Source organism: Microbulbifer sp. SE14, from assembly GCF_059834885.1.
On record NZ_JCBAJA010000028.1, the window covers coordinates 36,733 to 63,216 of the forward strand.

General features: G+C 61.5%; 18 protein-coding genes. 11 read left to right on the forward strand and 7 right to left on the reverse strand.

The genetic code is table 11. The features are described from left to right. The first annotated feature begins 18 nt into the window (after nucleotides 1-18). A complete protein-coding gene (gene corA / locus AC6R19_RS17765; protein WP_500581187.1) occupies nucleotides 19-972 on the forward strand; it encodes a magnesium/cobalt transporter CorA in 954 nt (317 codons plus the stop codon). A 242-nt stretch (nucleotides 973-1,214) separates the two neighbouring features. On the opposite strand, the gene AC6R19_RS17770 is transcribed toward corA, so the two are convergent. Beyond that, a complete protein-coding gene (locus tag AC6R19_RS17770; RefSeq protein WP_500581188.1) occupies nucleotides 1,215-2,744 on the reverse strand; it encodes a dipeptidase in 1,530 nt (509 codons plus the stop codon). Nucleotides 2,745-2,873: 129 nt separating this feature from the next. Here AC6R19_RS17770 and AC6R19_RS17775 point away from each other — a divergent pair, with 129 nt between their 5' ends. The 3 genes from AC6R19_RS17775 to AC6R19_RS17785 all read left to right on the forward strand — a co-directional run bounded on the left by AC6R19_RS17775 (nucleotide 2,874) and on the right by AC6R19_RS17785 (nucleotide 4,942). Next, nucleotides 2,874-3,530 (forward strand): hypothetical protein, encoded by a 657-nt coding sequence (locus AC6R19_RS17775; RefSeq protein WP_500581189.1) that lies wholly within the window; start codon nucleotides 2,874-2,876, stop codon nucleotides 3,528-3,530. Nucleotides 3,531-3,759: 229 nt separating this feature from the next. Beyond that, nucleotides 3,760-4,362 (forward strand): cytochrome b, encoded by a 603-nt coding sequence (locus tag AC6R19_RS17780; RefSeq protein ID WP_500581190.1) that lies wholly within the window; start codon nucleotides 3,760-3,762, stop codon nucleotides 4,360-4,362. A 13-nt stretch (nucleotides 4,363-4,375) separates the two neighbouring features. After that, a complete protein-coding gene (locus AC6R19_RS17785) occupies nucleotides 4,376-4,942 on the forward strand; it encodes a YceI family protein (RefSeq protein WP_500581191.1) in 567 nt (188 codons plus the stop codon). 172 nt (nucleotides 4,943-5,114) lie between these two features. Here the strand turns inward: AC6R19_RS17785 and AC6R19_RS17790 are convergent, their stop codons facing one another. The 5 genes from AC6R19_RS17790 to ectA form a co-directional block, all read right to left on the reverse strand. Then, a complete protein-coding gene (locus tag AC6R19_RS17790) occupies nucleotides 5,115-6,533 on the reverse strand; it encodes a sodium/proline symporter (protein ID WP_500581192.1) in 1,419 nt (472 codons plus the stop codon). A gap of 226 nt (nucleotides 6,534-6,759) precedes the next feature. Next, nucleotides 6,760-8,220 carry an aspartate kinase gene (locus AC6R19_RS17795; RefSeq protein ID WP_500581193.1) on the reverse strand — a complete coding sequence of 487 codons (1,461 nt, stop codon included), beginning with the start codon at nucleotides 8,218-8,220 and terminating at the stop codon, nucleotides 6,760-6,762. Nucleotides 8,221-8,298: 78 nt separating this feature from the next. Then, nucleotides 8,299-8,700 (reverse strand): ectoine synthase, encoded by a 402-nt coding sequence (locus AC6R19_RS17800; protein WP_500581194.1) that lies wholly within the window; start codon nucleotides 8,698-8,700, stop codon nucleotides 8,299-8,301. A 171-nt stretch (nucleotides 8,701-8,871) separates the two neighbouring features. Next, nucleotides 8,872-10,209 (reverse strand): diaminobutyrate--2-oxoglutarate transaminase, encoded by a 1,338-nt coding sequence (ectB, locus tag AC6R19_RS17805; protein WP_500581195.1) that lies wholly within the window; start codon nucleotides 10,207-10,209, stop codon nucleotides 8,872-8,874. A 50-nt stretch (nucleotides 10,210-10,259) separates the two neighbouring features. Continuing rightward, nucleotides 10,260-10,928 carry a diaminobutyrate acetyltransferase gene (gene ectA / locus AC6R19_RS17810; RefSeq protein ID WP_500581196.1) on the reverse strand — a complete coding sequence of 223 codons (669 nt, stop codon included), beginning with the start codon at nucleotides 10,926-10,928 and terminating at the stop codon, nucleotides 10,260-10,262. Between the two features lie 345 nt (nucleotides 10,929-11,273). Here ectA and AC6R19_RS17815 point away from each other — a divergent pair, with 345 nt between their 5' ends. The 6 genes from AC6R19_RS17815 (at nucleotide 11,274) to AC6R19_RS17840 (ending at nucleotide 24,019) form a co-directional block, all read left to right on the forward strand. Continuing rightward, entirely contained in the window at nucleotides 11,274-11,786 is a 513-nt protein-coding gene (locus tag AC6R19_RS17815) for a MarR family winged helix-turn-helix transcriptional regulator (RefSeq protein ID WP_500581197.1), read from the forward strand. A gap of 491 nt (nucleotides 11,787-12,277) precedes the next feature. Then, on the forward strand, nucleotides 12,278-13,264 hold the full coding sequence (locus AC6R19_RS17820; RefSeq protein WP_500581198.1) for an FHA domain-containing protein: 987 nt from the start codon (nucleotides 12,278-12,280) through the stop codon (nucleotides 13,262-13,264). Nucleotides 13,265-13,373: 109 nt separating this feature from the next. Further along, nucleotides 13,374-15,968, forward strand: a complete 2,595-nt coding sequence (locus AC6R19_RS17825) for a protein kinase domain-containing protein (protein ID WP_500581199.1) — start codon at nucleotides 13,374-13,376, stop codon at nucleotides 15,966-15,968. Between the two features lie 99 nt (nucleotides 15,969-16,067). Continuing rightward, complete coding sequence (locus AC6R19_RS17830; protein ID WP_500581200.1) at nucleotides 16,068-18,656, forward strand: protein kinase domain-containing protein; 2,589 nt, start codon at nucleotides 16,068-16,070, stop codon at nucleotides 18,654-18,656. A 77-nt stretch (nucleotides 18,657-18,733) separates the two neighbouring features. Continuing rightward, complete coding sequence (locus AC6R19_RS17835) at nucleotides 18,734-21,352, forward strand: protein kinase domain-containing protein (RefSeq protein ID WP_500581201.1); 2,619 nt, start codon at nucleotides 18,734-18,736, stop codon at nucleotides 21,350-21,352. Nucleotides 21,353-21,463: 111 nt separating this feature from the next. Next, entirely contained in the window at nucleotides 21,464-24,019 is a 2,556-nt protein-coding gene (locus AC6R19_RS17840) for a protein kinase domain-containing protein (protein WP_500581202.1), read from the forward strand. Here the strand turns inward: AC6R19_RS17840 and AC6R19_RS17845 are convergent, their stop codons facing one another. Further along, nucleotides 24,020-24,496 carry a hypothetical protein gene (locus AC6R19_RS17845; RefSeq protein WP_500581203.1) on the reverse strand — a complete coding sequence of 159 codons (477 nt, stop codon included), beginning with the start codon at nucleotides 24,494-24,496 and terminating at the stop codon, nucleotides 24,020-24,022. A 652-nt stretch (nucleotides 24,497-25,148) separates the two neighbouring features. Between AC6R19_RS17845 and AC6R19_RS17850 the strand changes: the two genes are divergently transcribed. Next, the gene (locus tag AC6R19_RS17850; protein WP_500581204.1) at nucleotides 25,149-26,384 is read left to right on the forward strand and encodes a hypothetical protein; all 1,236 of its coding nucleotides are present in this window, start codon (nucleotides 25,149-25,151) and stop codon (nucleotides 26,382-26,384) included. The last annotated feature ends 100 nt before the right edge of the window (nucleotides 26,385-26,484 follow it).

Below are 26,484 nucleotides of genomic sequence, written 5' to 3' on the forward strand. Positions count from 1 at the left end.
CGCCTATCGGAAACTGCAATGCTGAGACTTTTTGAAATCAGGCGCGGCAGGATCGTCGAACAGCCCGGCCCGGCGGGGGTGAGCGAGCAGCAGCTCGCAGAAGTGGTCTGGATAGACCTGCAGGAGCCCCAGGAGGAGGAGCGGGAACTGCTGGAGCGGCTGCTGCGCACCGAACTGCCGGAATCGGAAGATGTCGACGAGATCGAGGCCTCGGCGCGCTACTTCGTCGACGATGCGGGGGTGCATATCCACTCCCTGTTCCTGACCCAGAGCGAGGGCCGCCACAACACGGCGACAGTGGCCTTTATCCTGCAGCCCCAGCGGCTGATCACCGTGCGCGAGAGTGAGCTGGCGGATTTCCGCCTGCTGCGCATGCGCGCCCGCCGCGGCCAGGTGGAGGCCCGCAGCGCCCACGAACTGGCGGTGCAGTTGTTCGATCAGAAGGTGGAAAACCTGGCCGATGCGCTGGAGGACATCCACGTAAAACTGGGCGAGGCCAGCTACCTGGTGCTGGAGGAGGAGGACTCGGACCTGGAGGAGGCCATAGACCTGCTCGCCAAGCTGGAGGACAGCAACGGCAAGGTGCTGCTGTGCCTGATGGACACCCGCCGCTCCATCACCTTCCTGCAGCGCCATATCCATATCGACAGCGAGCTGCAGGAGAGCTTCCGCGATATCACCCGCGACATCGACACACTGACGGCGCACACTGGCTTCCTGTCCAACAAGATAAACTTCCTGATGGACTCCACCCAGGGGTTTATCAATATCAAGCAGACCAACATCATCAAGATGTTCTCCATCGCCGCGGTGGTCTTCCTGCCACCGACCACGGTGGCGAGCATCTACGGCATGAACTTCGATTTCATGCCGGAACTTGATTGGCTGCTGGGCTATCCCTTTGCGCTGGGGCTGATAGTGCTTTCGGGTATTGCCCCCTATTGGTATTTCAAGAAGAAGGGGTGGTTGTAGTGTGGGGAAATACATGATTTCCCTCGACCGCAGCAGGGAAGTGGATCTGTAGGGGCGAGCCTTGTGTTCGCCCGCGGCCGGGGATACCCCCGAGCTTCGATCCCCTGTAGGCAGTTCCGAGGCGACCCTACTGCCGGTGGCCGACCGGTAAAAAGCCTCATCGGCAAATATTTCCCGGTCGGCCACCGGCAGCAGGGCCTTCGCATCGATATTATCGCCAGATCCGCCTACTGGATTGCAGTTTATAGATTGCCGATCTCGATCATCATCGCCGTGTACATCTTCAGGTTCAGGCGAAACTGCTCTGCGGTGATGAACTCGTGCTCCGAGTGGCCGGTGTAGGCCGCGCCCGGCATGGACGGACCGAAGCTGACCGCGTTGGGCAGCAACTTGGCATTGGTGGAACCGCCGATGGAAACGGGGCCGGCGTCCTTCATACCGGTAAAGTGGCGGAACACTTCCAGCAGCGGCTCGACATGGGGCGCATTCTCTACCCGGTAGGGGTCGCCCAGCTCCACCTCGATATTGGCGAAGCGGATGTCGTTGCGCTTCTGCCATTCCACCAGGGCGGTGTGGATCTCGCCTTCCAGCCGGGCGGCACTCTTGCCGGTGGGGCGGCGCAGGTTCAGGTAGCTGGTCAGCCCCGCGTCCTCCGCCTTGACCATGGTTATCGCCGCGGTCATCGGACCCATAAAATCGTCCTCGTAGGCGATATCGCCAAACTGCTCCGCGACTATGCCGGTGCCCACCAGGTCGTTCAGGTAGCGCACCGTGCTGCCGGCGGCATTGGCCGGCCAGTCGTGCACTTTCAGGGCGTCGGCGAGGAAGGCGATCGCATTGACGCCGTGCTCCGGCTCCGAGCTGTGGGTGGCCTTGCCGCGCGCGGTGATTTCCAGCTTGCCGTCGCCTTCGACAAACTCAAACTTCACCTGCCGGTGCTGCGCGGCGCGCGCGCGGATGGATTTCACCAGTTGCGGGGTTGGGTTCACCAGGCTTGCATGGGCCTCATCCGGCACCTGGCTGCGGAAATAGCCGCCGTAAAATTCGCTCAGGTAGGGCTGGCCTGCATTGGCGATCGGTTGCATATTTCCGGTCGGCGCCTGGGCAGCGGTCACCCGCACCTCGCTCCAGCCCTTCTCCGCAGTCACCACCGGGTAGCTGGCATCGATGGTGATGTTGTAGGCAGGTATCGGATATGTCTTCAGGAATTCCCGCAGCGGCTCCCAGTCGGACTCCTCGGCCAGGTAGATGATCAGCTCGATTCGCCGCTTCATCGGCACACCCTTATCCTTGATCGCCTTCATCGCGTAGAGAGCGGTGGCGATGGGGCCCTTGTCGTCCTCGCTGCCGCGGGCAATCAGCTTGCCGGGCTCGCTCTCGCTGTCCAGTTCGAAGGGGCTCTTCTTCCACTTTGCGGGATTGGCCGGCTGCACGTCGCCGTGGGTCACTATACCCAGCTTCTCCCCTCCCTCGCCGAGGGCGATGATCACCACGTGGCCGTGGTCCCGATACTCCAGCCCCAGTTGCTGCGCCTTGTCGCGCAGGGCCCGCTTGAAGCCGCTGAACGCTTTGCTGTTTTCCAGCGGTACCCCCTCGCGGGCCACCGTCTGGAAACGCACCAGTTCGGCCAGGGTATCGGTCATGGCCCCCTGGTAGTTTTCCACCGCATAGTCCGCCGTTTGCCGGGCGACCCGGGACACATCGGCGCCGGCGAACTGCGACCACAGCAGAGACAGTGAGAAAAGGTACGGAAGTACAGGTTTTGATTTCACAGACGACTCCATTGGCTGTGTAAAAAGCGCCATTGTACCCGGCGCCTCGCGCCAAATCCTGTCAGTTGAGTGAACTTTCCAGCTGCTACTATTAACCAAAGCAGATTGATCCGCACCGGGGGGCTGTTAATGAAAACCAAACCCTTCCATCGCAGGCAGTGGCTGAGTGTGCAGCAGGCCGTCAATCACCTGAGCGCCCTGGCCGAGGAGCCCTTGACCGGCGCCGACCTGGCGGACCTGGCCGAAGAGCACCAGTTGGACCTCTACTGGTACCGCCCCGGCCAGATGCTGGCCTACCTGGACAGACCCCAGACCCGCGAGCTGACGGAGCCACTGCGCCTGTGCGCGGAAAACCACAGTGACTGGAGTGCGATAGCCGGTATCCTCCGCCAGCGCCCCGCCCTGCCCGCCTACGAAAATGACACCCCCCTGCTGGAAGACGCCGAGGGCAACCGCCTGCGCATCACCTTCGACAACAGCCAGCGCCCGGAGCCCTTCAGCGGCCGCTGGTACCCGAGCCTGGCGGAGCTGGTGGTAAAACTCAGCGACCTGGAACGGCTGGAGCCCCACATCTTCTCCACCGCCGAGGCGGAGGGCGAGCTGCGGCCCCGGCTACTGCTGAATGTGATCTGGCAGTTGGAAAGACTGGCCCTGGACGGCAATCACCACAGCCCCGCCTGGCTGGCCGAACAGCTGGCCCAACGCTCCGGCTCCCTGGACAGATCCGCCCTGGAGCGGGTGCTGGCGGCGGCCGAGCGCGAGGGCGTACGCGGCACGCCGCACTGATAATGCCCGCCCCGCAGAAACGTCGTTGGTTGGGCTGAGCTCAGCGAAGCCCAACGGCAGCGGGCACTTGGTACAAAAACTGCGCAGCCCGCCAATTTTTTCGATCGGTTTGTTCAGCTTTTTCCCCTATTCCGGTTCCGCGGAATTTTTATAATGTGTAGCCTGTCTCTGTGCCCGGCTGTACGCGGCCGCGCACTGATCGTTGTATCGACGCATTTTGGAGGTGCCGGTGTCGGCCAGAAACAGTGAAACACGATACGGCTGGGTGGCCATAGCCCTGCACTGGCTGATGGCGCCGGCCATCATCGGCCTCTTCGCCCTCGGCTGGTGGATGCGGCAGCTTTCCTATTACGATCCCTGGTATCGCCAGGGGCCGGAACTGCACAAGGGTATCGGCATACTGCTCGCCGGCCTGCTGCTGTTCCGCCTGGTCTGGAAGCTGCTCAATCCCAGTCCGGCGCCGGAAGCGGACACGCCCCGCTGGCAATCGCTGGCGGCGCGGCTGGCCCACGGTGTTCTCTACCTGCTGCTGCTCGCCATTGTGGCCTCCGGCTACCTGATCTCCACCGCCGACGGCCGCGCCATCGATGTCTTCGGCTGGTTCAGCCTGCCCGCCACCATTCAGGCCATCCCCAACCAGGAGGATATCGCCGGGCAGGTCCACGAGATACTGGCCTGGAGCCTGATGGCGCTGGTGGCGCTGCACGCGCTGGCGGCGCTCAAGCACCACTTTATCGACCGCGACGAGACCCTGCGTAAAATGCTGGGACTGGGCGCAAAGGAAAGTCCACACACAATTTCACACCCCCAAGACACACTCACGACAAAATAGAGGGAGACTCCCAATGAAAAAACTCGCCATTTTCCTGTTCGCCGCCCTGGTGGGCGCCACCGCCCAGGCCGCGGAGTACCAGATAGACACCAAGGGCGCCCACGCCTTTATCCAGTTCCGCATCAAGCACCTGGGCTACAGCTGGCTGTACGGCCGCTTCGACGACTTCAGCGGTTCCTTCTTCTACGACGAAAAGGCCCCGGAGAAGTCCTCCGTCGAGGTCAACATCGACGTGACCAGCCTGAACAGCAACCACGCCGAGCGCGACAAGCACCTGCGCGGCTCCGACTTCCTCGATGTGGCCAAATTCCCCACCGCCACCTTCAAGAGCACCGGCTTCGAGCCCCTGGGCGATGGCAAGGCCAAGCTGAGTGGCGAACTGACCCTGCGCGGCGTCACCAAGCCGATCACCATCGACGTGACCAATATCGGCGGCGGTAAGGATCCCTGGGGCGGCTACCGCCAGGGTTTCACCGGCACCACCGAGTTCGCCCTGAAGGACTTCGGTATCGACTACAACCTGGGCCCGGCCTCTCAGAAGGTGGAAATGATCCTGGATGTGGAAGGCATCAAGATCTAAGTCCCCGGCAAGCGGGCCTGAGGCCCGCCAGAACGAAAAAGCCCGGCGAAACTGCCGGGCTTTTTTATGCTCTGATCGCGGCCATGGGCCGCTCCCGGCCGGACCGCTCCTACAAGTGTGCATTGACCCGCTGTAGGAGCGGCCCATGGCCGCGATCAATCTGAAAAAGAACTCAGGCGTTTGCCTTGCTCAGCAGCGGTTCCCGCGCAAACCACCTGGCCGCGCCGAAGACCGCCAGGCCGGCGAGAATCCCCGGCATCCCCTCGTAGATATGCCCGTGCCAGCCCAGCCAACGCCACACCAGCGCTGTCGCCAGGCCGATCAGGCTCATCGCGATGCACACCCTCTGGGCCGGCCGCGCGCCCAGGGCCAGCACGATCAGCAACGGCGCAAAGGCCGAGGCCAGGGACGACCAGGACAGCACCACCAGGCTGAACACGCTCTGCTTGTTCAGCAGCGCCCAGCCCACCGCGGCCGCGGTGATCAACAGGGTCGCCAGTTTCAGGATCCAGGTTTTCTCTATACTGTGCGGCAGCAGGTCGTGGGTCAGGGAGCAGGAACAGCTCAGCACCAGCGAGTCGGCGGTGGACATGGTGGCCGCGAAGACGCCGGCCAGTATCAGGCCGACGAACGCCGGCGGCAGCAGCTCCGTCGCCATCATCGGCAGGGCCAGTTCGGCGTCGAAGCTGCCCGGGTCGCTGAGCAGGATGCGCGCCAGCATGCCCACGCCGGTGGCCATGAAATAGAAGGCGGTGAACCAGAGGTAGTACCAGCAGCGCGCCTGCACCATACGGTCGGCGGAATCGAGGGCCATAAAGCGCACCATCACATGGGGCTGGCCGATTACCGACAGGCCGGCGAACAGCCAGCTCAGGGCGAAAATGATGCCGCCGGCGGCCCCGGGCAGCAGCAGGTCCTGCGGGTACCAGTTGAGGAAGCCCTCCACCCGGCCCATGGACTCTATGGCCGCGCCGACGCCGCCGACGGATTGGGTGGCGACGAACAGCAGCGTGCCCATGGCGACGATCATCACCATCGACTGGGCGGCGTCTGTCCAGATGGAGGCGCGGATGCCGCCGGCCAGGCAGTAGGCCGCGACGATCAGGCCGCCGATCGCGGCGCCGCTCCAGATCGGCATGTCCAGCAGCACGTAGAGCGCCTTGCTGCCGGCCACCAGCTGCGCGCTGGCGTAGGCGAGCAGGAACAAGAGCGACAGCAGACCGGCCAGGCGCTGCCAGGCGCCGAAGCGGGAGCCGCCCCAGTGGCTGAGCACGCCGGCGTAGCTGGATTCACCGGTTTCCCGCGTCGCCTTGCACAGGGACTTGTGCACCCACAGGGAACCTAGGAAATCCCCCAGTATCCAGCCCACCATCAGCCAGATGGCCGCGAGGCCGGTGGCGTAGGTGTAGCCGATCACGCCGATAAACATGTAGCCGCTGTTGTTGGTGGCCACGGCGGAGAGCCCCACCAGAAAGGGCGGCACATCCTGGCTGGCGAGGTAGTAGTCTTTCTTGGTGCCGCGGCTTTTCAGGAAGGAGCTGATGCCGATGGCGGCGAAGAGGGCGAGAAAAAATAGAAAGCTGGTGAGCACGGCTAATTACCCTTTATTGATTTATTGTTTTGACTACTCGCTACCAGGTACCAGTAAGAGGCGCCTGGGCGGCCCTGCTACCGGGGAAGTTTGCGGGACGCGCCGTGAATACATCCTGTAGGCTTGGCAGCGAGGTCCCTCTCGCTGACAGTCCCGCAAACTTCCCCCGGCATCAGTGCCTTCGCATCAAGCTCTGGCATTCTTTTCCGAGTCCCGAGTCCCGATTTTAGGCCGCGCAAATCGCCTCACCGTGCTCATAGACCTCCACCAGCGCGTGGTGCAGGCTCTTCACGGCCTTTTCATAGTCGCTTTCGTTGACCACGAACTGCATGTCCACCTGGCGCATCGACTGGTGCACCGCCAGCACGCTGATACCGGACTGTGCCAGCGCCGCCACGGCGCGGGACAGCATACCGGGCACGTGCATGTCGCTGCCGATGGCGGAGACCACCGCGACCTTGCGCACCTGGATATCGCAGTCCGGGTAGAGTTCATTGATCGCACTGCGGATGCGCTTTACGGTCTTCAGGTTGTTGGCCAGGAAGTGGGTGATGGTGTTGGCGTTGATGTCCTTGGTGACCACGCTGCCCTTGAAGCGCGCGATGATCTCGTTGATGGCACGGTCGTAGCTGCTCATGCAGCCCATCATGTCCTGGTCGAAGCACTCAACCGCATAGATATTCTTGCGCCCGGCGATAATCTCCACACAGGGGGTCTCGCTGACATAGTCGCCGGTGACCAGGGTGCCCGCGTGTTCCGGCTCGAAGGTATTCATCACCCGCAGCGGAATTGCCTGCTGGCGCAGGCCCTTGGCCGCGCGGGGGTGGATCGCCTCCATGCCCAGGTTGGCCAGCTGGTCCGCCACGTCGTAGTTGGTGCGGCCGATGGGTACCGCCTGCATCTCGCCGACCAGGCGCGGATCGGCACTGCTCAGGTGGTATTCCTTGTGGATGATCGCCTCGCGGGCCTCGGTAATGACGGCGATGCGGCTGAAGGTCATTTCGCTGTAGCCGCGGGCGAAGGTTTTCATCAGGCCGTCGCGGGTGTGGGCATAGCCGGTCACGATCGGCAGCTCCCTGCTCAGGTCGATGTCGGCAAAGGCGCGGCGAATGCGCTCGTCCAGTTCCAGCTGCTCGCGATCGTGCCAGCCGGTCAGGTCGACGAAGCGGGCCTCGATGCCCTCCTGGCGCAGCAGCTGCACCGTGTTCCAGGCGCTGTGGGCCTCGCCGAGGCTGGCGAGCATTTCACTGACGGTGTCCAGGTGGCCCTCAAGTGCAAAGTGGCCGTGCTGGCAGAGACGCTCCAGGTCGCCGAGGCAGCGCTGTGTATCCTCGAGGCGCTCGCCGATAAAGGCATTGGCCTTGGCCAGCAGCTGCGGATCCTCGAACAGGTCCGCGTTGAGCGCCTCCACCCGCTGGCGCAGGCCGTCCACCGCCTCGCTCCAGCTCTGCTCCTCCTCGGTGCTGGCGAAGAGTGCGAAGATACCCGGCTTGCCGGATTTCTTGTGTTCCAGCAGCAGGTCGGTGATACCGCCGTAGGCGGACACCACGAAGATGCGCTGGTAGACCCCCTCCGCGGCAACCTTGCCGTTGGCAGCACCATTTTTTTTCAGGATGATGTTGTCGCGAACCGCGGCATAGTCGCTCATGGACGTGCCGCCAATTTTTTCCACCGTGTGTGATTTCATGGTTTTCCTGTAGATGCATGAGTGAGCTTTTATAGTGGGCCGACATTTCCACCGCCGGCCCGGCAACACGACATCTATTTATTTACCGGAAACCTCTTCTGCATCCAGTTCATAGGCGCCTTCGGCGTTGTGGACCTCCTTTCCGTGCAGCGGCGGATTGAATACGCAGGCCATTTTCATTTCGGTCCTGGCGCGCAGGATATGCTTGTCGTTCTTGTCGAGGATGTAGATGGTGCCCGGCTGGATCGGGTAGACCACGCCGTCTTCCACGGTTTCCACCTCGCCCTCACCGGAAATGCAGTAGACCGACTCCAGGTGGTTCTGGTAGTGCAGGTGCAGATCCGCATCCTTGTAGATGGTGGTGATATGGAAGGAGAAGCCCATGTTGTCGTTTTTCAGCAACAGGCGCGTGCTCTCCCAGCCTTCGGATACGACGCGGCGATCGGTTTTTTCGGCTTCTTGCAAACTTCTTACGATCATTACTTTTCTCTCAATAGGTTTTGTCTTGGTATCAATTTCATACTTGCCATCCCTGGCGCGACGACATTGCCTTCGATCGAGCCCCGGCCCCGCCGTCCTTGGGGGGCGCCTCACCGCGCACAAAGCGGTGCTTTGTAAACGCGCGGTGCGGCCCTACGGCTGAAAAAACTTTCAGGCGGCGCCGGCCAGCTCGGCCTTCTTCGCCGCGGCTTCACCGCTGTCCTCGGCAAAGAAATCACGCTCCTCCGGCACCTCTTTGCCCTTCAGTACCTTTTCCACTGCCGCTTCGACGATATCCAGCGCACGCTTCAGGTTCTCATCGCTGATGGTCAGTGGGCACAGGGTTTTCACCACATGGTCGTCGGCGCCGCTGGTCTCGATCACCAGGCCGTTCTTGAAGGCCTCGCGGGTGATCTGCCCGGCCAGGTCGCCGCTGACACAGTTCAGGCCGCGGAACATGCCGCGACCACGGGTGGTCATGTTGCCGTCGCCATATTTCTCGACGATTTTCTCCAGGCGCTGGCCGATGTAGTCGCCCTTGCGCTGCACTTCCCTGGCGAACTTGTCGTCGCTCCAGTAGTGGTCGATGGCGGCCTTGGCGGTGACGAAGGCCAGATTGTTGCCGCGGAAGGTACCGTTGTGCTCGCCGGGCTTCCACTGGTCCAGTTCCGGGCGCATGAGCACCACCGCAAACGGCAGGCCGTAGCCGGACAGGGATTTGGACAGGGTAACGATGTCCGGCACTATGCCCGCCTCTTCAAAGCTGAAGTAGCCACCAGTGCGGCCGCAACCGGCCTGGATGTCGTCGATGATCAGCAGCACGTCGTGCTTTTTGCACACGCTCTGCAGATTGCGCAACCACTCGGCGCTGGCGGCGTTGATGCCGCCCTCGCCCTGTACCGTTTCCACCAGCACCGCGGCCGGGTGGTCGATGCCGCTGGAGGAATCGGACAGCACCTTGTCCAGGTAGGCGGTGGTGTCTATGTCGTCGCCCAGGTAGCCGTCGTAGGGCATGCGGCTGATACCGGCCATGCTCACGCCGGCGGCGCCGCGGTGATGGGAATTGCCGGTGGCGGACAGGGCCCCGATGCTGCAGCCGTGGAAGCCGTTGGTGAAGGAGATGATGTTCTCGCGGCCCTTGTACTTGCGCGCGATCTTCATCGCCGCTTCCACCGCGTTGGTGCCGGTGGGGCCGGTGAACTGCATCACGTAGTTCAGATCGCGCGGCTTGAGGATCTTCTCGTAGAAGGTCTCGAGGAATTCGCGCTTGGCCAAGGTGTGCAGGTCCAGGCCGTGGGTGATGCCGTCCCGCTGTATGTAGTCGAGCAGCGCTTCCTTGAACAGCGGATTGTTGTGGCCGTAGTTCAGGGTGCCGGCGCCGGCGAGAAAGTCCAGGTACTGATTGCCCTCCTCGTCGTAGAGGTATTCGCCCTGGGCCTTGTTGAACACGCGCGGGAAGGCGCGGGCATAGCTCTGCACTTCCGATTCGATCTCGTCAAAAACTTTCATGTTGGCAACCTTTGTTCGATTGATTGGTAATTCGCAGGAAAAGGGGGGCATCAGCCGGCGACCGCCGTTTGGGAGAACGGACCTATACGCAACAGCATTTCGCTGTCGTGGTGCCCCCGGAAGTGGCGCTCGCGGTCGAACATCACCGATTCGGCGCAGCCGGTATCCAGCCTGCGGGCCAGACCGCGGAACAGCGCCCAGGAGGCGGCGTTGTCGGGGGTGATGGTGGTCTCCAGGTGGCGCACCTGCGCGCAGGCGGGGCGGCGCAATATCTCGCGGATCATGCGTCCCGCCAGCCCCAGGCCGCGGGCCTCTTCGGCCACGGCCACCTGCCAGATAAACAGGGTGTCCGGGCGCCCCGGCACCAGGTAGCCGGAGACGAAGCCGGCCACTTCCCCGCTTTCTTCGCCTTCCCATTGGGCGGCGACGCTGGTATCGGCAAAGTGGCTGGCCTGCAACAGGTTGCAATAGATGGAGTTTTCGTCCAGGGGTGGACAATGGCTGATCAGGCGGTGCACTCCGGCACCGTCCTCACTGACCGGTCGGCGCAGCAGGACTTCCCTCTTGTTGGCGGAATCCTGCCGCGCGTGAACCTTTTCTTCCGGGCCCTTTCCTTCCGGAGGCTGGTCGGTTTTGCCGTCCGAGCTTCCGCTCTGCCCGTTTCCGCTGTGGGCACTCTTACCCTCGCCGTGGGCATCTGCAACGCTTGTGGCGTTCAAATCAATACCTTTAGTCATCAAATTTTTGTTTGTCATCCAAAAGTTGGCTTTCGCGCCTCATTTTGGGCTATTCAGATCAAATTTGACCTAAAATAGATAAAACTATTTACTGGTCTAAATAATTTTTTGCATAGTACTCTAAATAATAGCCAAATCGCAAGGCCAGACCCCATGCAGACCGATCAAGAGCTAACCAGATCACACAACCCGGAGGGCGGGGGCGACAGCGCGACCGACGGGCCGAAAGACAGGGAGACGGGACGACCGGTGATTGACAAACCGCAGGCAGGACCTAAAGTCGGCCGCAGACAATTATCCCGCCGCGACTTACAGAGCCTGTTGTTGATGGACAAGATTGAAGAAGTACTGATCACCCTGCGCCGCCTGATCCGCGCCACCGACCTGCACTCCAAGCAACTGGTGAAGACCGCGGGGCTGACGGCGCCGCAGCTGCTGCTGCTGCAGGCGATTCGCGAGAAGGGCGAAGTGACCATCGGCGCCCTGGCGAAGGAAATCAGCCTCAGCCAGGCGACAGTAACCACCATCCTCGACCGGCTGGAAAAGCGCGGCCTGGTGTACCGCGTGCGCTCCTCGGAGGACAAGCGCAAGGTGCACGCCTACCTGACCGACAAGGGCATGGAGATACTGCGCGACGCCCCCACCCCCCTGCAGGAGCATTTCGTGCGCCAGTTCAGGGACCTCCGCGACTGGGAACAGTCGATGATCATCTCCTCCCTGCAGCGGGTGGCATTGATGATGGACGCGGAGCATATCGACGCCTCGCCGGTGCTGGATGTCGGCGACCTCGACCGCAAAGACAGCCGCCAACTGCCACCGGAAGACAAGGAAGAGCCCTGAGGCTGTAACTCCCCACCGCAAGAGCCTGACTTTCGTAAGTTTCCTGCAGTTCCTACCTAAGAACTGACAAAATCCATCGGAATGTTTTCGGCGCCAGCGCAAGTTGCCGGCGAAATTGAACCCATTCGCATTCAATCGTTGCAATCGCACGGAAGATCGGTATAAATGGAGCGACAACACTAAAGCAACCGCCAACCTGATGGTTAGCGCTTGCTTACTCAAGACAGGGCGCAATAACAATTCCAAACGCGCCTCTGAAAATGACTTTGCCACTGGCCTGGGGTTCGGCCAGCGATGCGGGCAGCATCGACATTGCGGCATTGGATTTTTAGTGGCAGCAACGCAGCGCCTGGCGAAATGAAAACCTCCTATCGGCCCCACCGGTTTTCCACTTGGGGGCAAAGTAACCTGCCACCGCGCCACCTGTCCTGATTGAGTCACCATAGTGCAAACACCCCAAAAAGAATCCACAAAGGGGAAGGGACAAAAGCATGGCTTGTTTGCAGCATCCAGACAGGGACCAGCCCGTCTACCTGATGGCGCACCACACCATAGGTCGCCGCCAGGGCGCCGTGGACACACGCATTACCAGCGGGGAAATTTCCGGCATCCACGCCGCCGTCCAGTGGACGGGAACGCACTGGAACATCCGCGATCTCAGCCGCAATGGCACCTGGGTCAATGGCCAGCAGCTGGTGCCGGCGAAAAACTACCCACTACAGCAGGGCGACCGGATCGCCTTCGGCCGCGCCAACAACCCAATCTGGATCGTGGAAAACCTGGACGCGCCGGAAAACCTGCTGATCGACCTGCACACCGGCGAAGCCCAGGCCCTGGAGCAGTACCACCTGCTGCCCAACGAGCGCGACCCCCTGGCCAGCCTGCACTTCAGCCCGGTCACCGGCCAGTGGCTCTACGAGCTGACCGGCAATTCCAACGGCAGCAACAACGCCACCGCGGTCAGGCATGGCGAGCGCATCGACTGCGGCCTGCACAGCTGGCAGCTGTTCCTGGCCGACAACCAGGGCGCGACCAAGGAGCTGTCGCTGCAGCAATTGTCGATCACCGACTTCGAACTGCGCTTCTCCGTCAGCCACCACGAGGAACACGTACAGTTGCAGATGCGCCGCGAGGACATCAAGCAGGCGCTGCCGGCGCGCATCCACAACTACCTGCTGCTCTACCTGGCGCGGGCGCGCATCCGCGATATGCAGCAGGGTGCAGACGCCGATGCCCAGGGCTGGGTCTCCATCCAGTTGGCCACCCGCGAACTGGGAATCACCGTCAGCCACCTGAACACGCAGATCTTCCGCGCGCGCAAACAGATTGCCGAGACACTGCCGGACGCCATAGACACCTCCGGCCTGGTCGAACGCCGCTCCTGGGAGATGCGCCTCGGCTGCAGCCGCTTCGAAATCTACAAGGGATCTCAACTGGAATCCCAGTCGAACCTGCAGGCAGAGACACTGGCTGACTGAATCGCTGTCGGTGCGCGCGGCCGGGGAGCCCGGCACCGGAACAGCACAATGAAGAACAACGAGTTGCCAGGGACGGCGGAGTGGAATAGCGGGGCAACTCAGTCAATCCATGACGTCAGAGCAATTACCTTTTTATATCGGTCGCTACAAGGTAACCGGTCGCCTGGGTTCCGGCGGCATGGGCGTGGTCTACCTCGCCACCGACGAACGGCTGCACCGCCGCGTGGCCATCAAAAGGCTGCACAAGAACCCGACCAGTTCCTCCGCCCACCTGCGCATCCGCCAGGAGGCCCTGTTGCTGGCGCAGCTCAACCACAGCAATATCGTGCAGATCTACGACGTGGTGGAGGAGCGCGGCGATGTGGCGCTGGTCATGGAGCATGTCGACGGCTGCTCGCTGGATTACTGGCAGCGCGAGCGCCGCGCCAGCCTGCGCCAGAAGATCCAGTTGCTGAAACAGATCTGCCACGGCCTTGCGCGCGCCCACAGTATCGGCATCATTCACCGCGACCTGAAAGCCGACAACATCCTGATCGACGAAAACAATATCGCCAAGATCACCGATTTCGGTATCGCCAAAAACTGGCGTGAGGAAAGCGAACTCACACGGGAGCAGCACGTCGCCGGCAGCTGGGGTGTCATGTCGCCGGAACAGGCCCTGGGCAAACCCCTCGACAACCGCTGCGACCTCTTCTCCCTCGGCGTGCTGGCATACCAGCTGCTGTGCGGGCAGAAGCCATTCGGCGCGCACGAGAGCCCTTTCGTCATCGTCGATCGCATCGTCAATAACCAGCACCCGCCGGCTTCCAGCCTCAATCCGGACCTGCCGCAGAAGCTGTGCCAGCTGCTGGACAAGCTGCTGGAAAAGGATCCCGGGCAGCGCCCGCGCAACGCCACCGCCGTGGCCGCGGAACTGGATGCGGTTGAACAGGAACTGGAGACTGACAACGGCGACAGCGATACACGCACCGTGAGTGTCACCGCCGAGAGCTTCTACCGGCGCAATGCGCGCCGCGACACCCTGCGCAAGGTTTTCTTCGGCTGCGCGGCCACCGCCGCTGTGGCACTGCTGATTGGCGCGGGCAGCGCCCTGTGGCCGGCGGCGGAAGCGGAAATCAGCGGACAGTACATCGCCGTGGTGGCGCCGCACGGGGATGCCTTCGAATCCCGCGAGGAGCGGCTGCTGGCCAGCATTGTACTGGGCGCGATCAAGCAGGGCCTGTCCGACCGGGAGGGGCTCTTCATGATCCCCTATTCCGAGTCGGAGCAGGTTCGGGGCATGTCGCTGCGGGAGCAGGCCCGGGCTCTCAATGCCCATCTACTGTTACACCCGTCCCTGTCCTGTAGCGGCCACCGCTGTGAGGCGTCCCTGGAGGTGATCGACACCGGCAATTTTTCCGTGCAGGCCAGCCGCAGCACCATGCTTGAACCGGATCAGAGCCTGGAGAGCCGCTCGCGCATCCTGCAGCAGCTGACCTACCTGTTGCCGCAGAATCCCCCGCGGGATCGCGACAACCGCTTCACGGTCAGCCCCGAGGACTACCAGCGCTACCTGGAACTCTACTCGCTGCGCAATCTGAGCGCGAAAACCGGCTATATCCTCAACGGGCTCGAGGAATTACAGCGCAACAACGCGGCCTTTCCGCCCTATTACGAACTCTTTGCCGATATCGTCATAGACCACAAATTCAACACCCGTTCCGCCAACGCCCTGAAGCGCCTGGAAGAATTTGTGCACCGGGCGCCGAGTGAAATCGGCGGGGAACCGGAAGTGATCTCGGCGCAAATACGCCTCGCGCTGTCTGCCGGCAGCTGGCAGCACAGCAGGACACTGCTGGACAAGCTCAAACTGACACTGCCCGACCAGGCTTCCTACCACTATCACAAGACTATCTATCACATGTTGCGCGGCGAGTACGACCTGGCGCTGGCGGCTATCGACCACGCGCTGGAACATCGCGCCAGCGCCTCCTACCTGCTCCAGAAGGCCATTGTCCTGTCGGAAGCCGGCGATATGGAGGCAGGCAACACCTACGCGATGAAGGCACTCGAGCTGGATGGAGACCGTGTAGATGCCATTTCCCTGCTGGCCGGCAACAAGCTCGACAGCGGCCGCCCCGATGAAACCATTCGCCTGTTGACCGATGCCGGACTGGACCGCATCGCCCCCATAGACACCTATAACCTCTGTCTCGCCTACTACATCGAGAAACAGTTCGATCGCGCGGACCAGTGCTTTGTCTCCCTTTCCGAGACAACACCCGAAGACGCCGACCCACTGCTGTACCGTGCGGAAATTGCCCGCGCACAGAAAAAGCGCGAGAAAGTCCGCGCACTTGCCCAGCGGGCACTGGAACTCAGCAGTGGCCGCGACGACTGGGAGGGGGTTCTGATGGGGGCCCGCGCCCACGCGGAACTGGGCCAAGCCAGCGCCGCCATCGAAAAGTTGATCAAAATTCGCCGCGAGGCGCCGAGCAACATCTACGTCAACTACGCCCGCGCCCAGATCTACTTCACCATCGGCGATATGCACTCGGCCAAGGCACATATCCGCAGCACCATGGAGCTGGGCGTTTCCCCCATCTGGTACCGCACTGCGACCTTTGCCTCCCTGTGCACGCTCAGCGAGTTCGCCGACCTGCGCGCCGACTACCCGGATCTCTGCGCCGAAAAGAATGAGACCACCCATATCGCGCGGAAATAGTGCGGCCGGGGACGCGTCGTTGAACCCGGAGCCCACAGCCGGTCCGCAGGGGGCAGCAGCGGATCAACAAGTACCGATAACGAGACAAGAACAACGATCATGACAGTTGCCGACACGGAGTCCGACCAGGCGCACCGCTACCGCACCATACGCACGCTCGGCGCCGGGGGCATGGGTGTCGTCTACCTGGCCGAAGATACCCGCCTGCAGCGCCAGGTGGCCGTCAAGCAGCTGCGCAGTGACACCGCCAGTGCTTCCGCCCGCACGCGCATCCAGTCGGAAGCGCGGCTGCTCGCGAGCCTGAGCCACCCGAACATAGTGCAGCTGTACGATGCCTTCGACAGCGAAGGCAGCCTGGCCCTGGTGATGGAATATGTGGAGGGCCCCACCCTCAAACGCTGGATGCGCGAACAGGCGCCCGACCTGGCGCAGAAACTCGGGCTGCTGGCCCAGATCTGCCGCGGCCTCGGCGCCGCCCACAGCCTGGGCATCATCCACCGCGACCTGAAACCGGACAACATCCTGATTACCGACAGCGGCACCGCCAAGATCGCCGATTTTGGTATCGCAAAATCCCTGCGGCACGACGGTGACAAACTCACCCGCGAGGGCCACGTGGCCGGCTCCATCGGCGCCATGTCGCCGGAACAATTGCAGGGCAAATCTCCGGACCCGCGCAGCGACCTGTTTGCGCTCGGCGCCCTCGCCTATCAACTGCTGTGCGGACACTCTCCTTTTGGCGAGGGCCGCAGCCCTTTCGAGACGGCGGAGCGCATCGTGCACAAGGCGCACCCGCCAGCCACACACTTCAAACCGGATCTACCGAAGGCGCTGTGCCGGCTGCTGGACAGGTTGCTGGCGAAATCCCCCGACAGGCGCCCACGCGACGCTGCAACAGTGTGTTCGGAACTCGAAGCCATAGCGCAGAGTGCCAGACGCAATGCCACAGCCACATCCGTGCCCCACACCCTCACGGTGACCGCGGACAATTTCACTCCGGTGAAACCCCGCCCTGCACTGAGCCGCCCGGGAATCTTGGCGAGCCTGGTATTGCCGCTCGCGGTCGCCGCCCTGGTGGTGCTGCCCCATTGGTTACAGAGTACGGAAAGGAAATATATCGCCATACTGGCACCCTCGGAGCAAAGCGATGAGTACCGGGCTGTAACCCAGAGCGCGCTCAATGCCATAAAGCGCGGGCTCACCCATCGCCGCGGCCTCTACCTGGTGCCCTACGCCGAGTCGCGGGAGCTGCGCGACAAGTCACCGGCCGTACAGGCCCGCGCCATGAACGCCCAGCTGGTCCTCAACCCGGTTTTCGATTGCACCGCACAGGCCTGCGAACTGACACTGGAGCTGATCGACGCCGCTGCAGATTCCGTTCTCAGCAGGCGCAGTGTCTCGCTGAAACAGAACTCCGTTTTCGACAGCTTTCGCAGCACCCTGCAGGAGATCAACTATCTTCTGCCCGAATTCCCACTGCGCCACGATGACCCGACCCTGGATATCAGCGAAGGGCAATACCGGCGCTTCCTGGAACTGGAAGCCCATAGCTACGAACACCGCACCATCGAGGTCACCGCCGAAACGATGCGCGCCCTGGAGGATCTGCAGCGGGATGCCCCGCACTTTCCGCCGATCTATTTCCTCTACAGCCAGCTGGCCGCAGACAACCGGCTGATCAACCGCGATGCCCACTCTACCGAAATGCTGGAGCAGTTCCTCGCCCGGGCCCCGGCCAATATCGCGGACACCCATGAAGTACTGATGGCAAAGTACTACCTGGCCAATATGCGCTACGACTGGGATAAATCCAGCGAGCTGTTGCAGAAGCTGAAGACGACCATGCCTGACCCGGCCGGCTACCACCAGATGGAGTCCATCTACCACCTGCTCCGGGACGATTACGCCCCGGCCCTGGCGGCCATCGACAGGGCCCTGGCCCTGCGGGTCAGCATCTCCAACCTGCAGCAGAAGGCCAACATTCTGGGATACGCCGGTGAGATAGAGGAGGCCAAGTCCTACCTGCGCCAGGTGCTGGAGAGGGACGGCAGCGATCTGAACGCCATCACCAAACTCGCAACTTACGAGCTGGACCTGGGCAACATCGATGAGGCCGTCCGGCTGTACCGCTCCATCGATGCCGAGCGATTGACCGCCATAGATACCTTCAACCTCTGCTCCGCCTATTTTTTGAACAGGGAATTCTCCCTTGCAGACAAGTGCTTCGCCGACCTCTACACCAGCCTGCCCCACGACCTGGAGCCCCTGCTCTACCGGGCGGAAATTGCCCGCGAGCAGGGGCAACCGGAACGCGCGCGGGAATTCGCCGAGCGGGTGCGCGACCTGGCCCGCGACCAGCAGGGCTGGGAAAACCAGCTGATGCTCGCGCTGGCCTATGCCCAGTTGCAACAGCCGGAAAAAGCTGTCGCCCCGCTGCTGAAGATCCAGCAGCAGGCACAGGACGACACCTATTCGAATCACGCCTTCGCGCGGGTCTATATCGCAACCGAGGATACCGTCTCCACCGAAACCTATATTCGCAAGACGCTGGAAGAAGGCATGTCCCCCGTGTGGTACCGGACTCTCCACTTCACCAAGCTCTGCCACCACCCGGCCTTTACCGACCTGCGCGCGGATTACCCGGCCCTGTGTCACAACCGGCCGGAACTGGAGGTCACGCAGAAATAGTGCCCGGAGCACAGAAGCGGTAGACTGTGGTCTCCCCGAAACAATGTACTTCCACCCCGTAACAAGAATAAAAGGCTATGGAAACCGCCGAACCGGAACAGGCGCAAGCGGGCCGCTACCGCATAGAGCGCACCCTCGGCGCCGGCGGCATGGGCGTCGTCTACCTGGCCCGCGATACCAGGCTGCAGCGGCGGGTGGCGATCAAGAAACTGCGCAGGGATACCACCAGTACCTCGGCACACCTGCGTATCCAGCGGGAAGCCAGGCTGCTGGCGAGACTCAACCACGGCAATATCGTCCAGCTTTACGACGTGCTCGAAGAGGGCGGCGGCATCGCCCTGGTGATGGAGTATGTGGAGGGCTGCACCCTGGGCCAGTGGCTGCGCGGCAAGCGCCGATCCCTGCAGGAGAAGCTCGATATCCTGGTGCAGATATGCAGCGGCCTGGAGCAGGCCCACGCCGTGGGTATCGTCCACCGCGACCTGAAACCCGACAATATCCTGGTCACCGGCGACAGCCCGGTCACCGCTAAAATCACCGACTTCGGCATCGCCAAGAGCTGGCGCGAGGACAGCGACCTGACCCGCGAGCAGCATATTGCCGGCAGCTGGGGACTGATGTCGCCGGAGCAGGCCCAGGGCAAACCGCTGGACCACCGCAGCGACCTCTTCACCCTGGGCACGCTCGCCTACCAGCTGCTGTGCGGGCAGAATCCCTTCGGCGACTGCGACAGTCCCTATGTCACCGTGGAGCGTATCGTCCACCACCCACACCCACCGGCGGCGAAGCTCAACCCACAACTTCCGGATGCCCTGTGCAAACTCCTGGACCGGCTGATGGCCAAGGACCCCAGGCGCCGCCCGGCCAGCGCCGGCGAGGTCGCCGCCCTATTGCGCGATATCGCCATCGCACCCGGGGACAGCCGGGCCGCCGGCCTGCCGGTCGACAGCGGGTGCAGTGCCACCATGACGGTGGAAGCCCCGCACCGCCGGCAGGGGCACAAAAAAATCCGCAACATCCCCGCCCGCGCCGCCGTACTCGCGGCGGCCGCGATCGCGCTTCTGGCAATCCTGTCCTTCCTCTATCTTTCCGGGTCGTCGCGGGAAAAAGGCGGCCAGTATATCGCCATCTTATTGCCACAGGCGGCGGACACAGAGGGGCGCGAGATCAAACTGCTGTACCGCAGCGTGCAGAGCGCCATCCGGGAGGGGATTTCCAACCGCCGGGGACTCTACCTGGTGCCCATCTCCGAGTCCCGCGCGCTGCAGGGCAAGCCGCTGCGCGATATGGCCGGCGCTCTCAATGTACAACTGCTGCTCAACACGGAAATTTCCTGCCGACAGTATTCCTGCGACCTGACGCTGGAACTGATCGACTCGCAAAGCCTCTCCGTCATCGCCAGCCGCGATGTCGCGCTGGACGCGGATGCCAACCTGGGCGGCTATGAAAAGACCCTGCAACAGATCAATTACCTGCTGCCAGACTATCCCCCGCGCCACCCGAGACCGGCGCTGCAAATATCGGAGGCCGACTACCGGCGCTACCTGGAGCTGGAGACCCTCCACTACCGCGAACAGCAGAACGCAGAAATCCTGCAACCCCTGGAAGACCTGCAGCAAAGCGCCCCCTCCTTCGCCCCCCTCTATGAACTCCACAGCCTGGGCGTTTTCATGGCCCGGTTTGAAAACGTCGACCTGGATGCGGTACAGCGGCTGGAAAAACTCCTCGCCAAGGCCCCCGCGTCAATCGCCGACACGCCGGAAATCATCAGCGCCAGGCTGAACCTGGCGGAAACCCAATACGACTGGCAGGAGGCTGACAGGCAGCTGGCCCGCCTGAAAATTGCCCTCCCCGATATAGCCCACTACTACCACCGCAAGGCCCTGGATCACCACCTGCGCGGCGAATATGAGAAGGAACTGGAGGCGGCCGAACGCGCCCTGGCCCACCGCACCAGCACCAATTACCTGCTGCAGAAAGCCATTGCCCTCAGTTTCCTGGGAGATATGGAGGGCGCCAGGCCGGTACTGCAGCGGATACTGGAGATAGACAACGGACAGATGGACGCCATTTCCCTGCTCGCCGCCAACGAGCTGGATATGGGGCGCAGTGGGGAGGCCATTCGCCTGCTGAAATCCGTCGCGCCAACGAAACTCCCCCCGCTGGACGTCTACAACCTCTGCACCGCCTATTACCTGGAGCAAAACCTCGACGAGGCGGCCCCCTGCTTCGAGAAACTGAGCGAACTCAACCCCCACGACGCCGAACCACTGCTGGTACGCGCCGAGATAGCCCGCAGCCGGGGCCGCCCGGAAGACGCCCGGCGCCTGACAGAGCGCGCGATCGCGGAAACCAGCCGCCGGCAGGGCTGGGAGAACAAGCTGGTACTCGCCCGGGCCCTGGCCCAGTTGGGGCAACAGCAGCAGGCAGTGGAAACCCTGATGCAGATCCGCCAGCGGACCCCGGACGACACCTACACCAACCACGCCTACGCCCTGGTATATATCACCACCGGCGACCGGGCCTCCGCCGGGGCACATATCCGCCGGGCGCTGGAACTGGGCCAGTCCCCCACCTGGTACCGCAACGCGCGCTTTGCCGAAATCTGCAGCCACGGCGACTTCGCCGACCTGCGCGAAGACCACCCGGGACTTTGCACCCAAAAGCAAAAACCCGCCGACATCGCACGGAAATAGTACGCCGGTCACTAAAGCGGTAAACTTGGTCATTCTCCGCCGGCGCTGTCGGGTAGACGCCGGATAACGGGTTTCACGGGAACTTACAACGACCAACAAGAATAAAGGGCTATGGAAGTCGCCGAACCGGAACAGGAACAACTGGGCCGCTACCGCATAGAGCGCACGCTCGGCGCCGGCGGCATGGGCGTCGTCTACCTGGCCGAAGACACCCGGCTGCAGCGCCAGGTGGCCATCAAGAAACTGCGCCAGGATGCCGCCAGCGAATCCGCCAGCGCCCGCATCCACAGCGAGGCCAACCTGCTGGCCAGGCTCAACCATCCCAATATCGTGCAGCTCTACGACGTGCTCGAGGAGGACGGCGGCATCGCCCTGGTGATGGAATACGTCGAGGGCACCACCTTGCGGGAGTGGATGCGCGAACACAGCGCGCCGCTGCGGGACAAGCTCGGCCTGCTGATGCAGATCTGCAAGGGGCTGAACCAGGCCCACACCCTGGGCATCATCCACCGCGACCTCAAGCCCGACAATATCCTGATCACCATCGGCGGCACCGCCAAGATCACCGACTTCGGCATCGCCAAGTCCCAGCGCGAGGACGCCGAGAGCATCACCCGCGAGGATCATGTGGCCGGCACCGTCGAGGCCATGTCGCCGGAGCAGCTGCGCGGACAGCCCCTGTGCACCCGCAGCGACCTCTTCAGCCTGGGCACCATCGCCTACGAACTGCTGTGCGGCAGCAGGCCCTTCGAGAAGGGCGAAGGCGGCGCCCTGGCGCTGGCCCACCGGGTGGTCAACGAGCCCCATATCCCCCCGCAGCAGGCCTGGGCCGGCATTCCCGAGCCGCTGGCGGCGCTGCTGGACCGGCTGCTGAACAAGAACCCCGAACGGCGCCCCGAGTCCGCCCAACAGGTGTACGAGGCGCTGGAATTCCTCCACCAGCACCAGGCGGACGATACCGATACCCGGGAATTCTCCGCCACCGTCACCCAACTGCTGCGCAAGCCGCCAAGCCGGCGCCGCCGCACCCTGCGCGCCCTCACCGGCGCGGCCGGCTTCGCCGCCCTCTGCGTCGCCGGCTATTTCGGCTGGGAATACGCCACCCGCCTGGAGCCGCAATATATCGCCGTGCTGCCGGTGGAGATCAACGGCGAGGTGCGCGGAGAGGAGAATGCCAAGGCCCTGACCGCCACCATGGTGCGGCAGGCGCTGATGAATGCCACCTCGCAGCTGAAGGCCTCGGCGCTGGTCAGCTTTACGCCGAAGGAAGGGCAGGATTTCGACGCGCAGTTGCAGGCATTGCGGGACAAGGGGGTGACCGACGCCTTGTTTGCGCGACTGGAGTGTGCGCGGGTGCGGTGTGAGATTGAGTTGCAGCGGATTGGGCCGGTGGATAGTCGGATCAGGCAGCAGGCGAGTTTTGCGTTTTTGTCGGATAAGCGGCAAGAGGCGGAATATCGGATAACCAATAGTGCGGCGGCCCTGTTTCCCTACAACTATGCGCAAGACTCCGGTGAACAAGTGGTGATGTCGAATAACGACTATAGCGATTATCTTAGCATTGTCAGCCGACTGGAAAGCAAGAACATCACTGAAGACGACTTAAATATCCTTTTTACCCTCAGCGACAATTACCCCAAAAACCCCATTATCTATCGCGCCATTGTAGATGTAGCGGTAAGAATCCATACTGCCAAAGGAGAAACACAACTCCTTGAATCTGCCTTACGGAGGTTGGATGAGGCCCAAGAGTTTGGTGTAAACACCACCATCATTAACGAACTCAAGCTGTTTATTTACAGCCTTGGAGATCACCAGGAAAAATTTGAATTGCTTGCATCCAAGCTAGAGAGTTCAAACTACCCAATCGCGGAATTAAAAAACAAGCGCGCCAGATACTTTTATAGAAACGGCAAATACAATGAGGGCCTCAAGGAAGCACAGGAGGCTGCTGCCCTCAACCCTACTGCAGACAACCTGTATCTAGTTGCCATCAATCAGACGGCCCGAGGGGACTACACTGCGGCTCGCTCCACTCTAGAAGGACTGACACGAACATACCCTCAACACTGGTCCTCATATTCACTGCTCGGGGTGATCGAACTGGAGAGTGGCAATCTGGAGGCCGCGGAAGCTGCTATTACCGCAATTCCCGAGGAACTGCGCGGATGGCGCACAAAATCAAATCTTGGTGTTTCATATTTTCTCCAAGGGAAATACCAGCAAGCATTAGCTGTTTTTAAGAATGTATTAGATAGCGTGCCGAACAACATTTCAGCACTAGAACAAACCGGTGAGGTCCTTTTACTAGTAGGAAATCAAGAATCAGCTATTGATCACTTTAATAAGGTGCTAGACCTAACTCACGGAAGTGACGAATTACGAGATAGACAGGTCCGGGCCCTTGCTCTTGCAAATTTAGGAGACGTGGAGAGAGCAATTCCACTTATTCACGAGCTAATTAATGAGTCACAAGATGATACATTTGTAAAGTATTCGGCTGTTCAAGTTTATGCTCTATCTGAAGAATGGCGGTCCGCAAGCTATTACGCCACACAACTTCTCCAGCAGGGCATGAGTGCAGAATGGTTTAATCTGCCGGCTTTCCAGCGACTCTGCACCCAGCCCCAGGTTGCTACCGAGGTAAAAACCGCTATCTGCGACTAATCAGATCGGCTCTATCTGGGTTTGCGGATCACCGGAAACAAAGTGCATACCGGTATCCGCATCCTCACATATCCACAGGAAGGAGAAGTTATCCGGGATACGCTCTTTATCCTTAATCTTGATCACCAGTTTGGTAAATTCGCCATCCACGGACCTGGCCCTGGACTTAAACTGGTGCCGGAAGTCCGGGCTCAACGCAATAATCCCATCCAGGTTGCCGCGACCACAGCGCGCAAACTCCAGATCCCGCCCCGGAACCTCTGACAGATCCAGAGTGATTTTCAGGGTCACCACCCCCTTGCCGGCAATCTTGAAATGCATATTGCCAAAGTGCTCGCCCGGGTTGTCCGCGTTGTACAGCGGCCAGTACTGCGGCTCGCCGTTTACCGGCTCCCTCGGCTGCAGTACCAGGTCCAGCTTCAGCCCCTCTTTGGGCACGTCGCATTCCAATACCGGTAGATCATCACAAGTGCTCACAATTCCATCCCCTTTTTCCAGATTTTGTCATGTATTTTTAATACATCCGATGTTTCGTGAATTGCATCACGATAAAAATGATACTTGATCGAATCCATTTGAGGAACACATCGCCAGGCTTTACGAGGAATCAGCCGGTAGATCCCCAAATAAAAAAAGCCGGCAGTAACCAGGTTACTGCCGGCCCGAATGATGGTCCCAGCCATCGACGGTTACAACAACACTATCAAGAGCGAAATGAGGCATCCATGCCCCGGTCAAGCCCTTCCCCAAATCCCGGCAGACTAGGCTCTGTGTTTGCCGGGCCCGGCTTGACAATTCAGCTTGCGCTGAAAGGGTCTCCTTTCCGTGCCGTACCACTGGGGTACAGCGTCCGGTCCTTCGGATTCGGTGATGAGGAGCCTGCCTTTCCCTAGGCGGAGCGCCTGAATCCTCGTTGGCGCACTCAACTCCTCAACCCTGTGCGCCACTCTACGGATTACCCGATTACAATTCGATCACACGCCATTACACGCCATTACACGGCAGGCCAATTATTGGCCAACACGATAATTTTCCCTCTGCGAAATGCGGGAATGAGGACCGGTTCGATTGATTCGTCCTTTAAATTGCCCCTAGAATCGACGCTTTCAGTACAACTTCAGACACGGATATGTCGCACTTCGATTTGACGGACCAACAGGGCAACCGCTACCGCCTCAGCGCGGGCTCCCGCTTGCCGGTCGGTGACAGCATCGCCACCCACTACGCCGGCGCCGACCTGCTGTTCTCCAGCGTGGACGACCGCCAACTGTGGCTCGCCCGGGATCACTTCTACGGCTCCGGCCAGTCCCAGTTACTGAAATGGTGGAGACAGGAACGCCTCGGCGACGGTGAGCCGCCCCTGTGCCCGCGACAGGACCTGATCGGCGCCCTCTGCAATCACGAACTGATCGTCGTCAGGCTCGACAGTGGGGAACAGCAGGGCGAAGAAGAGGACAGGCGGGCCATACTGCGGGTCAGGATCCGCCAGGCACTTGCCGCGATCGTCGCCCAGGAAAAGGCCGAAGCCGCCCGCCACGCGCAGATGCTGGCCAGGGAATCCCGGGTCAACCGCGGGCTGATCTACACCGGCGCCTTCTTCAACGGCCTCTGGAACGCCGGCGTCGACCTCGCCAAGTGGGCCAAGGAAGTCAACGACGTAATCAACCCTACCCAGCGCCTTCTGCGCAGTGTGCACGCCAGCCACCGGGCCCTGCAGCGCAGCCGGGAAAATGGCGAGAGCCTCCTCGCCGCCTATGCCGATGAACACCTGAAGGGGGAAAAGCGCGAACTGGTACAGGCCCTGGGTTTCGACCCCACCGCCATCACCGCGGAACAACTGGACCAGGCCATGGAAGTGGCCGACCTCATCTGGGACGACCCGGCCCTGCGCGCCGATATCACCCGCTTCGCCAGGGACTACGTCAGCGCCCAACACGCGTTAGAACTCACCGAACTCTCCGGCAGTGCCGCCTTCGAAGTACTCTTCACCCTGGTCCTGGCCGCCGTCACCGCCGGCGCCGGCCTGGCAGTCGGCGCCGCCAGCCAGGCGCGGCATCTGGCAAAGTTCCGCAAGGTTGGCGATCTGCTAATGGAGTTTGCAGAACAGGTCAGGAAAGCCAGGCAGCGGCTGCGTCGCAATTCAGCCAAGGGGAATGGAGGATCCAATCGTTCCTTCGATCAGCTGCCAGTGGATGAGGTAGATGTACAAACAGGACCTACAAGCCATCCAGCGAAGAAAACTAACAAGACCAGCCCAGAAAAAGAGCAAGATTTAGCAACTAACGCGCTAGAAACAAACCCCGACGATGTCAGAGCAGCTGCAAGAAACTGGAGCGACGAGAAAGCTTCCAAGTTTACTACCTAGGCGGCAGCAAAGGATACAGCCGCCTCTTGGAAAAATGATTTCACGAGTTTCTTGTTTTTCTTGATGCTCTGCAAATCTTTGTTGGCACGACTCATCAAAG